Source organism: Nocardioides sp. URHA0020, assembly GCF_000620705.1.
GTDB lineage: Bacteria > Actinomycetota > Actinomycetes > Propionibacteriales > Nocardioidaceae > Nocardioides.
Genome location: NZ_KK211170.1, coordinates 194,657 through 208,465 on the forward strand (window position 1 = coordinate 194,657; position 13,809 = coordinate 208,465).

At 71.3% G+C, this 13,809-nt stretch carries 9 protein-coding genes; 7 read left to right on the top strand and 2 right to left on the bottom strand.

Annotation, left to right across the window (positions count from 1 at the left end):
* Positions 1-2: 2 nt before the first annotated feature.
* On the bottom strand, positions 3-689 hold the full coding sequence (locus N542_RS0118300; protein WP_036508693.1) for a response regulator: 687 nt from the start codon (positions 687-689) through the stop codon (positions 3-5).
* Positions 670-2,310 (bottom strand): sensor histidine kinase, encoded by a 1,641-nt coding sequence (locus N542_RS0118305; protein ID WP_028645170.1) that lies wholly within the window; start codon positions 2,308-2,310, stop codon positions 670-672. Before N542_RS0118305 ends, N542_RS0118300 begins: the two co-directional genes overlap by 20 nt.
* 92 nt (positions 2,311-2,402) lie before the next feature.
* Here N542_RS0118305 and N542_RS0118310 point away from each other — a divergent pair, with 92 nt between their 5' ends.
* From N542_RS0118310 to N542_RS25555, 7 genes are all read left to right on the top strand, one after another.
* Positions 2,403-3,413: a Bug family tripartite tricarboxylate transporter substrate binding protein gene (locus N542_RS0118310; protein WP_231482758.1), complete on the top strand. Its 1,011-nt coding sequence runs from the start codon at positions 2,403-2,405 to the stop codon at positions 3,411-3,413.
* Complete coding sequence (locus N542_RS0118315; RefSeq protein WP_028645172.1) at positions 3,410-3,943, top strand: tripartite tricarboxylate transporter TctB family protein; 534 nt, start codon at positions 3,410-3,412, stop codon at positions 3,941-3,943. Before N542_RS0118310 ends, N542_RS0118315 begins: the two co-directional genes overlap by 4 nt.
* Positions 3,943-5,490 carry a tripartite tricarboxylate transporter permease gene (locus N542_RS25550; protein WP_081795322.1) on the top strand — a complete coding sequence of 516 codons (1,548 nt, stop codon included), beginning with the start codon at positions 3,943-3,945 and terminating at the stop codon, positions 5,488-5,490. The genes N542_RS0118315 and N542_RS25550 overlap by 1 nt, the downstream gene beginning before the upstream one ends.
* Positions 5,487-5,879: a universal stress protein gene (locus N542_RS0118325; RefSeq protein ID WP_036508700.1), complete on the top strand. Its 393-nt coding sequence runs from the start codon at positions 5,487-5,489 to the stop codon at positions 5,877-5,879. Before N542_RS25550 ends, N542_RS0118325 begins: the two co-directional genes overlap by 4 nt.
* A 51-nt stretch (positions 5,880-5,930) precedes the next feature.
* Positions 5,931-7,343, top strand: a complete 1,413-nt coding sequence (rimO, locus tag N542_RS0118330; RefSeq protein WP_051552025.1) for a 30S ribosomal protein S12 methylthiotransferase RimO — start codon at positions 5,931-5,933, stop codon at positions 7,341-7,343.
* Positions 7,343-7,954 (top strand): CDP-diacylglycerol--glycerol-3-phosphate 3-phosphatidyltransferase, encoded by a 612-nt coding sequence (pgsA, locus tag N542_RS0118335; RefSeq protein WP_028645175.1) that lies wholly within the window; start codon positions 7,343-7,345, stop codon positions 7,952-7,954. The genes rimO and pgsA overlap by 1 nt, the downstream gene beginning before the upstream one ends.
* A gap of 249 nt (positions 7,955-8,203) precedes the next feature.
* Positions 8,204-13,789, top strand: a complete 5,586-nt coding sequence (locus N542_RS25555; protein WP_081795324.1) for an ExeM/NucH family extracellular endonuclease — start codon at positions 8,204-8,206, stop codon at positions 13,787-13,789.
* Positions 13,790-13,809: the final 20 nt, after the last annotated feature.

The window sequence follows — 13,809 nt, forward strand, 5'->3', positions numbered from 1 at the left end:
GCTCAGCCGTCCCGGAGCCGGTAGCGGCGCTCGGGACGGCCGGTGCCGCCGTACTGCAGGCGCACCGTGGCCTGGTCGCGGGCGACGAAGTGCTCCAGGTAGCGCCGGGCGCTGACGCGGGACACCCCGACCTCCTCGGCGCACTCGGTCGCCGAGATCTCGCGGCCGCCGGCGAGCGTCGCCAGGACGGCCTGCGCGGTCTCGGCGCTGAGCCCCTTGGGCAGCACCTCCCGCCCGCGGCCCAGCGGCGCGAAGAAGGCGTCGATGTCGTCCTGGCCCGCGCGGTCGACCCCGGTGAGCGCCAGGTGGGTCCGCCGGAACGCGTCGAGGCGGGTCGCGAGGTCGTCGTACTCGAACGGCTTCACGAGGTAGTGCGCGGCACCTGCGGCGGCAGCGGCGCGCACCGTGTCGGCCTCGCGGGCCGCGGTCACCACCAGCACCCCGACGTCGTTGCCGGCGCCCCGCAGCCGACGCAGCACCTCGATCCCGCTGATGTCGGGGAGGTGGACGTCGAGGAGCACCAGGTCCGGCGCCAGCCGGTCGATCTCGGCCAGCGCCGTGGTGCCCGTCGCGGCCGTGCCGACGACGCGGTAGCCCGGCGCGCGCTCCACGAAGCGGGTGTGGATCGACGCCACCATGAAGTCGTCGTCGACCACCAGGACCGTGAGCTCACTGGGGTGGTCGGGCATCGGGATCCTCGGTCGTCACGGGCAGCCGCGCGGTGAAGACCGCGCCGCGGTCATTGTGCACCGACACCGAGCCGCCCCGTCGCTCGCAGACGACCTGCACGAGCGCGAGGCCGACCCCCCGGCCGCTGGCGTCGCTGGGCTTGGTGCTGAAGCCACGGTCGAAGATCTCGCCGACCCGCTCCGCAGGGATGCCCGGTCCGCTGTCGGCGACCTGGACGACGGCGGTGGCACCGTCGGAGGTCAGTCGTACGTCGACGCGCGCGGCGTCGGCGTCGGCAGCGGCGTCGACGGCAGCGTCGACGGCATTGTCGACCAGGTTGCCGAGCACCGTGCCGAGGTCGGCCGACAGGTCCGGGTCGAGCCGGGGCAGTCGGCTGTCGTCGCTGAGCGCGAGCTCCACGCGCCGCTCCGCGGCGAGGCTCGTCTTGGCCACCAGGAGCGCCGCGACCGCGGGGTCCTCGACGCGCTGGAGCACGAAGTCGCTGATCTCCGCGCGCCGGCGCGTCAGGGTGCCGATCAGCCGGCCCGCCTCGTCGTACTCCTCGAGCTCGAGCAGGCCCGAGATCGTGTGCAGCTGGTTGGCGAACTCGTGGGTCTGGGCGCGCAGCGTCTCGGTGACGCTCTCCCGCGCGCTGAGCTGGCTCTGCATCGCCAGCAGCTCGGTGCGGTCGCGCAGCGTCGTGACGGTGCCGGCCGGGCGACCGTCCTGGACGACGTGGTTGCTGTTGAGCACCAGCACCCGCCCGGCCACCACGGCGACGGCGTCGTGCACGTCGTCGCTGCCGAGCAGGAGCTCGAGCACCCGCAAGGGGAGGTCGAGGTCGACCAGCAGCCGGCCCTGGCTGTCGGGCGGCAGGTCGAGCAGGCCCCGGGCGCTCTCGCTCAGCACCGTGACCGTCCCGGCCTCGTTGACGGCGATGACGCCTTCGCGCAGCGAGGTGAGCAGGGCTTCGCGCTGGTCGGCCAGGTCCGCGATCTCGGCGGGCTCCAGGCCGCGGGTGCGTCGCTTGATCAGGCGGGCCAGCAGCCAGGCACCGGCCAGGCCGAGCGCCAGGCCGACGAGCAAGAAGGACAGCAGGTCCGGCAGCGTCTGGCGCAGCCGCTCCGCGAGGGACGGGTAGCGCTCGGTGACCACCGCCACCCCGACCAGCTCGCCGGCGTCGACGTCCTCCTGGATGCCGATGACCGGCACCTGCGCCGCGATCGCCTGCTCCCCGCGGTCGTCGAGGTCGCCGTTCCACGCGCGCCGGCGGCTGACACCCGGCCCGAGGTCGATCCGGTCCCCGACCCGGGTGGGGTCGGTCGACACCAGCACCCGCCCGGTGGGGTCGGTCAGGTAGACCGCCGAGGCGCCGCTGTCGTCCTGGCGCTGCTGGGCGTACGACGCCAGCGCCAGCCGCTGGCTCGGCTGGTCCATGCCGACCTGCACGGCAGCGGTGCTGGCGAGGTTTTCGGCGCTCGCCCGGAGCCGGGCGCCGCGGGCGTCACGGAAGTCGGCGTCGCTCTGCCGGAAGGACACCACGCTGGTGACCGCCACCACCAGCAGGAGCAGCACCACCTGGAGCGCGAGGAACTGCCCGGCCAGCGTCCGTGGCCGCGGTGCCCGCGCGAGTGACCACAAGTTCCGCAACCTCCTTTGCTTCCCCAAGGGTGACGGCCGCCACAGGCCGGGTACAGCCTGGGAGACGCCAGATCCACCGAGAGGAGCCTGCCATGGCCGCCCGACCACGCATGCGACGCAGACCCGGTCGTCGCGCCCGCGCTGTCCTGACCGCCCTCGTCGTGATCGCGGCGACCTCCTCGTGCGGCGTGACCCGCGGTGACGACAACAAGGACATCGCGATGTGGATCCCCAACAGCGCCGGCGGCGGCTACGACCAGACCGGCCGGGCCGCGGTCGCGGTGATGGAGCAGGACGACGTCACGGGCGGCAACTTCGAGGTGACCAACATCCTCGGCGCCGGCGGGTCGGTGGCGATGACCCGGCTGATGGGCGCCCAGGGCGACGAGCACACCATGATGACCGTCGGCCTCGGCGTCGTCGGCTCCCTCTACTCCTTCGGTCTCGAGGACCGGGTCCACGACGCCACGCCGCTGGCCCAGCTGATCGAGGACCAGGAGGGCGTGCTGGTGCCGGCCGACTCGCCGTACCAGACCATCGACGACTTCGTGGCCGCCTGGAAGAAGGACCCGCGCTCGATCGCGGTCGGCGGCGGCTCCTCGCCCGGCGGCCCGGACCACCTCTTCCCGATGCAGCTGGCCGAGACCGTGGGGATCGATCCCAAGGACGTCCTCTACGTGCCGTACGACGGTGGCGGCCCGCTGACCAGCGCCCTGGTCGGCAAGAAGATCAAGGTGGGCTTCTCCGGCCTCGGCGAGTTCGAGGGTCAGCTCGAGTCGGGGGAGCTGCGGGCGCTCGCGGTGTCGGGGGAGGAGCGGCTCGAGCGCGAGACGCTCAGCGAGATCCCGACCCTGACCGAGTCGGACATCGACCTGGTCTTCACGAACTGGCGCGGCGTGCTGGCCCCGCCGGGGATCTCCGACAAGCGCCGCGACGAGCTCATCGCCTACCTCCAGGAGATGCACGACAGCCCCGAGTGGCAGCAGGCGCTCGAGAAGTATGGCTGGACCGACGCGTTCATCACGGGCGACGACTTCGCCACCTTCCTGCAGGAGCAGGACGACCGGGTCTCGTCGACCCTCGAGGAGCTGGGTCTCATATGAGCACCACCACGCACTCCGGCGGCCGGCCGCCCGCGGAGCCCGCCGAGCAGCCACGCCGCGACCTCGCCCAGCTCGGTCTGGCCGCGGTCACCGCGGTCGTCGGCGCCTACACAATGTACGACGCCAGCACCCTCCAGGTCGGCTTCGCGGACCCGGTCGGGCCCCGGCTCTTCCCCTACGTCATCGGCGCCGGCCTGCTGGTCACCAGCGCGCTGCTGGCGCTCGCCGCGCTGCGCGGGGACGTGCCCGAGGCCGAGGGCGGCGAGGACGTCGACCTCGACGTCCGGGCCGACTGGGCGACGGTGGGCAAGCTGGTGGCCATCATCGGCATCACGATCGTGACGGTCGGCCTCCTCGGCTGGGCGATCAGCGGCGCGATCCTCTTCACCGGCTCCACCTGGGCGCTGGGCAGCCGGACCCTGGTCCGCGACGTCATCGTCGGGTGCGTCCTGTCTGTCGGCAGCTGGTACGCCTTCTACGTCGGCCTCGGCATCCCGCTCAGCGCCGGCATCCTGGACGGGATCCTCTGATGGGCAACCTCGACCTCCTGCTCGGTGGCCTGCAGTCCGCGGCCACCCCCGAGAACCTGCTGTACGCCGCGATCGGCGTGCTGCTCGGCACCTTCGTCGGCGTCCTGCCGGGCATCGGCCCGGCGATGGCGGTGGCGCTGCTGCTGCCCGTGACCTACAGCCTGGAGCCGACCTCGGCGTTCATCATGTTCGCCGGGATCTACTACGGCGGCATGTACGGCGGCTCCACCACGTCGATCCTGCTGAACACACCGGGGGAGTCGGCGTCGGTGATGACCGCGCTCGAGGGCAACAAGATGGCGAAGGCGGGGCGAGCGGCCCAGGCGCTCGCCACCGCGGCCATCGGGTCCTTCATCGCCGGCACCATCGGCACCCTGCTGGTCGCCCTCTTCGCCCCGGCGCTGGCCGAGGTCGCCGTGACGATCGGCTCCCCGTCGTACTTCGCGATCCTGCTCTTCGCCCTGGTCATGACCACGACCCTGCTCGGCTCGTCGAAGGTGCGGGGCTTCCTCTCGCTCTTCCTCGGGCTGACGATCGGTCTCGTCGGCCTCGACCTCAACACCGGGCAGGCCCGGCTCGACCTGGGAGTGACGCAGCTGCGCGACCCGCTGGAGATCGTGGCGGTGGCCGTCGGCATCTTCGCCCTCGGCGAGGCCTTCTGGGTGGCGGCGCACCTGCGGCGCAAGCCGCTGCAGGTGATCCCGGTCGGTCGACCGTGGATGGGGCGTGCGGACTGGGGCCGCTCCTGGAAGCCGTGGCTGCGGGGCACCGCGTTCGGCTTCCCGTTCGGCGCGATCCCGGCCGGTGGCGCGGAGATCCCGACGTTCCTGTCCTACATCACCGAGCGCCGGCTCTCGCGCCACCAGGACGAGTTCGGCAAGGGCGCCATCGAGGGTGTCGCCGGACCCGAGGCGGCCAACAACGCCTCCGCGGCGGGCATGTTCGTGCCCCTGCTGGCCATGGGCATCCCGGTGACCGCCACGGCCTCGGTGATGCTGGCCGCGCTGACCAGCTACGGCATCCAGCCCGGGCCGCAGCTGATGACCGAGCAGTCCGACCTGGTGTGGACGCTGCTGGCCAGCCTGCTCATCGGCAACACGCTGCTGCTGGTGCTCAACCTGCCGCTGGCGCCGCTGTGGGCCAAGCTCCTCCGGATCCCACGCCCGCAGCTCTACGCCGGCATCCTCTTCTTCGCCTGCCTCGGAGCCTTCGCGGCCAACCAGGACGCGTTCGACGTCTTCCTGCTGCTGGCCTTCGGCCTGCTGGGCCTGGCGATGCGCCGCTTCGGCCTCCCGGTGCTGCCGCTGATCCTCGGCGTCATCCTGGGCCCGATCATGGAGCTCAAGCTGCGGGAGGCGCTCACCATCTCCGACGGTGACCTGTCCGGTCTGTGGAGCGAGCCGCTCGCCGTCGTGGTCTACGTGCTCACCGCCCTGATCGTCGTCGTGCCGATCGTGGTCAAGCGGGTCCGCCCCGACCTGGACAGCCCGGCGGCCGAGGTCGCCCACGCACGAGCCGAGCAGGACGAGGAGAGGATCGAGCGATGAACCAGATCGTGGTCGCATGGTCGCCGGACGAGTTCGGGCGCGCCGCCCTCGCCCACGCCGTGGCCGAGGCCCGGATGCGCGGGCACGGGGTCGTCGTGGTCAACGCCAGCCGCGGCGACGCCCTGGTCGACGACCGGTTCGCGAGCGACGACGACCTGGACGGCGTACGCACCGGGCTCGAGGAGGCCGGCCTGCCGTACGACGTGCGGCAGTCGGTCGGCGCCGACGTGGGCGACCAGGTGCTGGCCGTCGCGCAGGAGGTCGGCGCGGACCTGATCGTGCTCGGCCTGCGCCGCCGTACGCCGGTCGGCAAGCTCATCATGGGCAGCGTGGCGCAGCGGATCCTGCTGGGCGCGCACTGCCCGGTGCTCGCGGTCAAGCCCGCCTGATCGGCCGCGAGTTCGTCTCGGGCACCCCTGGGTTGCCATACTCGGAGGGACATGACGACTGACATCAGTGCCCCGACCGCCGACCTGCTCTCGGTCGCCATGGTGACCCTCGGGTGCGCCCGCAACGAGGTCGACTCCGAGGAGCTCGCCGGACGGCTCGAGGCCGGAGGCTTCCGCCTCGTCGAGGATCCGGCCGACGCCGACACCGTCGTGGTCAACACCTGCGGCTTCGTCGAGTCGGCCAAGAAGGACTCGGTCGACACCCTGCTGGCCGCCGCCGACCTCAAGACGACCGGCCAGACCCAGGCGGTCGTCGCCGTCGGCTGCATGGCCGAGCGGTACGGCAAGGAGCTCGCCGACTCGCTGCCCGAGGCCGACGCGGTCCTCGGCTTCGACGACTACCCCGACATCGCCGCGCGGCTGCGCTCCATCGTCGCCGGCGAGACGCACCAGGCCCACACGCCGCAGGACCGCCGCAAGCTGCTGCCGATCACCCCGGTCGAGCGCGCGCTGTCGACCGCCGCCGTGCCCGGGCACGCCTCCGGTCCCGCGTCGCTGCGACGCCGGCTCGACGCCGGCCCGACCGCGTCGCTCAAGCTGGCGAGCGGCTGCGACCGGCGCTGCTCCTTCTGCGCCATCCCGTCCTTCCGCGGCTCGTTCGTGAGCCGTCGCCCCTCCGACGTGCTGCAGGAGGCCCGCTGGCTGGGGGAGCAGGGGGTGCGCGAGCTCTTCCTGGTGAGCGAGAACTCCACGTCGTACGGCAAGGACCTCGGCGACCTGCGGCTGCTCGAGACGCTGCTGCCCGAGCTGGCCGCCGTCGACGGCGTCGAGCGGGTCCGGGTCTCCTACCTGCAGCCCGCCGAGACCCGTCCGGGCCTGGTGCAGGCGATCGCGAGCACGCCCGGCGTCACGCCGTACTTCGACCTGTCCTTCCAGCACGCCAGCGCCGACGTCCTGCGCCGGATGCGCCGCTTCGGCGACCCCGAGAGCTTCCTGGGGCTGCTGGAGCAGATCCGCACCCTGGCGCCCGAGGCCGGCGTCCGCAGCAACGTCATCGTCGGGTTCCCCGGCGAGAGCGACGAGGACCTGCAGACCCTCTGCGACTTCCTGGTCGACGCCCGCCTCGACGTCACCGGCGTCTTCGGCTACTCCGACGAGGACGGCACCGAGGCGGCGACGTACGACGGCAAGCTCGACGAGGACGAGGTCCGCGCGCGCGTCGAGCACGTCGGTGCTCTGGTCGAGGAGCTCACCTCGCAGCGCGCGGCGGACCGCATCGACGAGGTCGTCGAGGTCCTGGTCGAGCGCGTCGACGACGACAGCGTCGAGGGCCGGTCGGCCCACCAGGGCCCCGAGGTCGACGGCTCGACGTACCTGCTCGACTCCACCGCCCAGGTCGGAGACCTGGTCCGCGCGGTCGTCGTCGATTCCGAGGGCGCCGACCTCTACGCTCAGGTGCTGTGATGGCCGAGGCGACGCAGACCCAGCCCAGCAACTGGAACGTCCCCAACGTGCTGACCACGGCGCGGATCGTGGCGGTGCCGTTCTTCGCCTGGGCCCTGCTCGTCGACGGTGGTGAGTCGATCACCTGGCGCTGCGTGTCGTTCGTGATCTTCACGCTGGCGATGATCACGGACAAGATCGACGGCGACCTGGCCCGCAAGCACAACCTGGTCACCAACTTCGGCAAGATCGCCGACCCGATCGCCGACAAGGCCGTCACCGGCATGGCCTTCATCGGGCTCTCGATCGTCGGCGACGTCTGGTGGTCGGTGACGATCCTCGTGCTGATCCGCGAGTGGAGCGTCACGCTGCTCCGCCTCTCGATCCTCAAACGGGTCGTCATCGCGGCCGCCGACCTCGGCAAGATCAAGACCACCTTCCAGGCGATCGCGCTGGCGACGCTGTGCCTGCCGCTGCGCGACGCCGACCTCCCGGGCTGGCTCGAGACCCCCGGCGAGGTCATCTTCTACCTGGCCCAGGTGTGCCTGGCGATCGCCGTGGCCCTCACGCTCTGGTCGGGCTGGGAGTTCTACCGCGACGTCTGGAAGCAGCGCGCGTCGCTCCGGAGGTGACCTCCCCGGCGGGCGGACACCTGCCCGGTGCCAAGCTGTAACAACGAGTTCACTCCAGGCCCTTGCGAGAGACGGGCGTTTCGGGGTTAGGTTCCCTACATCTCGGTCCGCAACGGAGGGCTTCCGCCGTCGCCGAGCAGATCTCGGGTTTCTTGCTGTCCTTCTCGGTTCTGCTCGCGATGTCTCCGACGTCTGTGGCTCGATGGCGCCGCCCGTCCTGTTCCGCCTACGTCCGGAGAACCGTCCTTCATGCTTGCTTCTCGGAAGCGACTCACGGGAGCCGTCGCGCTCGCCGTGGCCGCCAGTGGTCTCGTCCTCAGCCCGCCGCCCGCCTCCGCCAACCCGGCAGGCACCGGCTTGGTCATCAGCGAGGTGTACGGCGCGGGTGGGTTCGCCGCCAGCGGTGACCTCCCGGCGTCGTCGTACGCGAACGACTTCATCGAGCTCTACAACCCGACGGACTCGGCGGTCGACCTCAGCAGCTGGGCGGTCTTCTACGGCAGCGCGACCCGGAACTCGGGCGCCAACATCTCGAACAAGACGAACCTGACCGGCAGCATCCCCGCGCACGGTCACTACCTCGTCGCCGGTGCCGGCAACGCCGCCAACGGCACCGCGCTGCCCACGCCCGACGTCACTGGCTCGCTCTCGCTGGGGGGCGCCTCTGGCCTGGTGATCCTCAGTGACCAGCAGGGCGCGCTCACCCCGGCGACCGGCAGCATCACCAACGCCACCGGGGTCGTCGACGCCGTCGGCTACGGCACGGCCAACACCTTCGAGGGTGCGCCGCAGGGCACCGCCCTCGGCGGCACGACCTCGGCGAACCGCGTCGCAGCGGGCACCGACTCCGACAGCAACGCCGCGGACCTCTCCGTCGCCGCGCCGTCGCCGACCGCCTCGGGCAACGCCACGTCGACGGCCCTCGAGGCCACGAGCCCCGGGGCCAAGAGTGGCATCGTCGGCCAGGCCATCGCCGGCTTCACGCTCGCTGCGAAGGGCGGCACCGCGCCGTACACGTGGGAGGCCACCGGCCTGCCCTCCGGCGTCGAGGTCGCCGCGAACGGCGCTGTCTCGGGGACCCCGACGGCTGCCGACACCTACAACGTCGTCGCCACCGTGACGGACTCCGCCTCGACCCCGGCGACCGACGACGTCTCCTTCACGATCACCGTCACCGCGGCGCCGTCCCTGAAGACGATCGCCGAGATCCAGGGCGACGGCGCAGCCTCGCCGGACGCCGGGACCACCCAGACCACGCGCGGTGTGGTCACGGCGCTCTACCCGGCCGGCGGATTCAACGGCATGTTCATCCAGACGCCGGGTCCCGACACCGACGGCTCCTCGGACGGCCTGTTCGTCTACGGCGGCAGCACCTTCGCCAACATCCCCGCCACGGTCGCTGTCGGCGACTCGGTCCAGGTGACCGGCGCGGTCTCGGAGTTCAGCGGGTCGACCCAGATCAGCCCGGCCTCCGCCACGGACGTGACCGAGCTCGAGACCTCGCTCGGCGCCGTGGCCGCCCGGGAGATCCCGTACCCGACGACCGAGGCCGGACGTGAGGCCCGCGAGGGCGAGCTGATCGCTCCGACCGACCGGTTCACGGTCACCAACACCTTCAACATGAACAACTTTGCCGAGATCGGCCTGGCCACGGGCGCGACGCCGCTGAAGCAGCCGACCGAGTTCGTCCGCGACGACGACACCGCCGGTCTCGCTGCCATCAAGGACGAGAACGCCGCGCGTGCGGTCGCGCTCGACGACGGGGCGTCACTGAACTACCTGACCAACGCCACGGCCAAGAACCAGCCGCTCCCGTGGCTGACGCCCACCCAGGCAGTCCGGGTCGGTGCCCGGGCGACGATCCACGAGCCGGTCGTCCTGGACTGGCGCAACAGCGCCTGGAAGTTCCAGCCCACCGCGCAGGTGACCGACGACGGCGCCGACGTGGCGACGTTCGAGGACACCCGGACCCCCAACGCCGCACCGCAGCCGGTCGGCGGGGACCTGAAGCTCGCGACGTTCAACGTCCTCAACTTCTTCAACACCACAGGTGAGCAGTACGTCGCCAACGGCGCGGCGCAGAGCCCGCCGGTCAACACGGCGTGCACGTACTACACCGACCGTGAGGGCAACAAGATCGGCAACAACACCTGTGGTGTCGTCACCAACGGCACCAACGCGGGCAACGGTCCGCGAGGTGCGGCGACCCAGGTCAGCCTGGACCGCCAGCGCGACAAGATCGTCACGGCGATCAACACCCTCGACGCTGACATCGTCAGCCTCGAGGAGATCGAGAACTCGATGAAGCTGGTCGGCGAGACCAACCGCGACGACGCGCTCGCCTACCTGGTCGCCGCGCTGAACGACGATGCCGGCGCCGGCACCTGGAAGTTCGTGCACTCGCCCGCTGAGGCGCTCGACGCGGCTGCGGTCAGCGAGCAGGACGTGATCCGGCCCGCATTCATCTACAAGCCGGCCAAGGTCGAGCCCGTCGGCGTCTCCGACATCCTCTTCGGTACGACGGAGTTCGCGAACGCCCGCGAGCCGTTGGCCCAGGAGTTCAAGCCCGCCGGTGCGCTCGACTCGCAGGCGTTCGGCGTGATCGTCAACCACTTCAAGTCGAAGGGGGACAGTGCGACGCCGGCGACGGGCGACAACGCCAACAGCCCGGACACCGGCGCCTTCAACGGCGACCGGACCCGCCAGGCGACCCGGCTGGCCCAGTTCGCGGACGACTTCGCCCAGGCCCGCGGCATCGATGCCGTGTTCCTGACCGGAGACTTCAACTCGTACTCGCAGGAGGACCCGATCAAGGTCCTCGAGGACGCCGGGTTCGAGGCGATCGAGTCCGACACCGCGAACGAGGAGAGCTACTCCTTCGGCGGCCTCTCCGGCTCCCTGGATCACGTCCTCGGCAACGCGGCGGCGATCGCGATGGTCTCCGGTGCTGACATCTGGGATATCAACGCGGCCGAGTCGGTCGCGTACCAGTACAGCCGTTACAACTACAACCTCACCCAGCTGTTCGACGCCACGAACCCGTTCGCGGCGTCGGACCACAATCCGGAGATCGTCGGCATCAACCTGCCGGCCTTCAGCACGGACCACTCCGAGATCCAGATCGTCGGCACCAACGACTTCCACGGTCGACTGCTCGCGGACGGTGCCAACGCCGCGGGGGCCGCGGTCCTCGCCGGAGCCGTCGACGAGCTGCGGGCCGACAACCCGGACACTGGCTTCGTGGCCGCAGGCGACCTGATCGGGGCGTCCACGTTCGAGTCCTTCATCCAGCAGGACAAGCCGACCATCGAGGCGCTCAACGAGGCCGGCCTCGACGTGTCGGCGGCGGGCAACCACGAGTTCGACCAGGGCTACGAGGACCTCGTGGGCCGCGTGCAGGGTCTGGCGAAGTGGAAGTACATCGCCGCCAACGTCGTGGAGCCGACCGGTCGCGACGACCTGGCCCCGTCCTGGACGCAGACGTTCGACACGGACGCCGGCCCGATCAAGGTCGGCTACGTCGGCGCGGTGACGGAGGACCTTCCGTCCCTGGTCGCACCGGCCGGGATGCAGGGCGTCACCGTCACCGACATCGTCGACGCGACCAACGCGGAGGCGGCCACCCTGAAGGCGGGCGGCGCAGATCTCGTGATCCTGCTGGTCCACGAGGGCGCGCCGAGCACCGACTGCGCGACGATGACCAACCCCGCCACCACGTGGGGTCACATCGTCAACGGCGTCGACGACGACGTCGACGCGATCGTCTCGGGCCACACCCACCTCGCCTACAACTGCTCCTTCCCGGTCGCGGGCTGGGCGGACCGCGACGTGACCAAGCGGCCGGTCGTCTCGGCGGGCCAGTACGGCACGTTCCTCAACCGGCTGGTCTTCAGCTTCGACAACGCCAGCGGTGACCTGGTCGCCACGTCGCAGGACGTGCTCGGCCTGGTCGGCACCGGTTACGCGCCGAACGCCGAGGTGGCGGCCACCGTCGCCGACGCCAAGGCACAGGCCGACGTCCTCGGCGCCGCCGTGCTCGGCAAGATCGGCGGCGGCTTCAACCGGGCCAAGCTGGCCAACGGCACCACGGAGAACCGGGGCGGCGAGTCCACCCTGGGCAACCTGGTGGCCGAGGTCCAGCGCTGGGCCACGGAGACCCCGGAGGCCGGGTCCGCCGACATCGCGTTCATGAACCCCGGTGGGCTGCGGGCCGACATGGTCGGCACGGTCAACGGCGACGCCCGCGACCTGACCTACAAGCAGGCCGCGGTGGTCCAGCCGTTCGCCAACACGTTGGTGAACATGAACCTCACCGGCGCGAACATCAAGCTGGTGCTCGAGCAGCAGTGGCAGCGCGACGCCAGCAACAACATCCCGTCGCGTCCCTTCCTGCGGCTGGGCATCTCGGACGGGTTCAAGTACACCTACGACCCGAGCAAGCCCGAGGGCGCCCGGATCACCGGCATGTGGCTCAACGGCACCGAGATCGACCCGGCGGCGACGTACTCCGTCACCGTCAACTCGTTCCTGGCGTCGGGTGGTGACAACTTCCGGGGCTTCAACAACGGGACCGGGAAGCGCGACACCGGCAAGGTCGACCTGCAGGCGATGGTCGACTACCTGAACGAGTTCGCGGCGAGCGACCCGCTGCCGGTGGACTTCACCCAGCGCTCCGTCGGGGTAAAGTTCCCCGCAGACGCCCCGGCGTCCTACGCACCGGGTGACGACGTGTCGTTCGCGCTCTCGTCGCTGGCGTTCTCGACCGCGGCCGACACCAAGGACGTCAACGTCACGCTGTACGTCGGCAACACGCCGGTCCGCACCTTCCCGGTCGACAGCACGATCGGGGATGCGGTGACCGACGAGTACGGCACCGCGGCGGTCACGTTCACGCTACCCGCGGGCACTCCGGCGGGCACCACGAGGCTGCGGATCGTCGGCAACCAGACCGGCACGGAGACCTGGGTGCCGATCGAGGTGGAGGCCGCCGCGACCGCGACGGTCTCGGGCGACGACGTCGCCGTCACCTGGGGCCAGGCCGCCTCGATCCCGGTGACCGTCACCGGCAGTGCCGGTGCCGCGACCGGCACCGTGCAGCTCTTCGACGGTGACACGGCGGTCGGTGAGCCGGCGACGCTCGTCGACGGCGCGGCCACGCTCACGGCGCCGGCCCGCTCGCTGGAGCCGGGCGCGCACACGCTGCAGGTGAGGTACACCGACGGCAACTACCCCGACGCGTCCGCCGAGGTCGTGGTCACGGTGGCGAAGGCGACGTCCACGGTGAGCGCGGGCAACGTCTCGCTCACCTACGGCAAGGCCGCCACCGTGACCGTCAAGGTCGGGCCCAGCGGTGCCACCGGCACGGTCAAGGTCCTGTACGGCTCGAAGGTCCTCGGCACGGCGACCGTCACGAACGGGGTCGCCAAGGTCACGCTGCCGGCGCGCTCGCTCGCTCCGGGGTCGCGCACCCTGACGGCGACGTACTCCGGTGACAGCCAGCTCGCGGCCCGCTCCGACACCTTCACGGCCTCGGTGGCGAAGGCGGCCTCGGTCACGACCGTCACCGCCAGCCCGACGAGGGTCAAGGCCACGAAGACCCGGGTCACGCTGCGGATCCGGGTCACCGCCCCGGCCGGCGTCGTCCCGACGGGCAAGGTGACGGTGCAGGTGCCCGGCCAGGGCACCAGGACGGTGACCCTGCGGGCCGGAAGGGCGACGCTGCGGCTGGCGACGTTCAAGAGCACCGGCAGCAAGACGGTCCGGGTCACCTACACCGGGAGCGCCTACCTCAAGGCGAGCTCGAGGACCAAGGTCATCAGGGTCGTCAAGAAGTAGCAGCACGCACGTCGGCCCGC

What these genes read in the sequence shown, in the direction of transcription:
- N542_RS0118300 (WP_036508693.1), bottom strand. Translation starts at nt 689, where the DNA reads ATGCCCGACCACCCCAGTGAGCTCACGGTCCTGGTGGTCGACGACGAC.
- N542_RS0118310 (WP_231482758.1), top strand. Translation starts at nt 2,403, where the DNA reads ATGGCCGCCCGACCACGCATGCGACGCAGACCCGGTCGTCGCGCCCGC.
- N542_RS0118315 (WP_028645172.1), top strand. Translation starts at nt 3,410, where the DNA reads ATGAGCACCACCACGCACTCCGGCGGCCGGCCGCCCGCGGAGCCCGCC.
- N542_RS25550 (WP_081795322.1), top strand. Translation starts at nt 3,943, where the DNA reads ATGGGCAACCTCGACCTCCTGCTCGGTGGCCTGCAGTCCGCGGCCACC.
- N542_RS0118325 (WP_036508700.1), top strand. Translation starts at nt 5,487, where the DNA reads ATGAACCAGATCGTGGTCGCATGGTCGCCGGACGAGTTCGGGCGCGCC.
- rimO (WP_051552025.1), top strand. Translation starts at nt 5,931, where the DNA reads ATGACGACTGACATCAGTGCCCCGACCGCCGACCTGCTCTCGGTCGCC.
- pgsA (WP_028645175.1), top strand. Translation starts at nt 7,343, where the DNA reads ATGGCCGAGGCGACGCAGACCCAGCCCAGCAACTGGAACGTCCCCAAC.
- N542_RS25555 (WP_081795324.1), top strand. Translation starts at nt 8,204, where the DNA reads ATGCTTGCTTCTCGGAAGCGACTCACGGGAGCCGTCGCGCTCGCCGTG.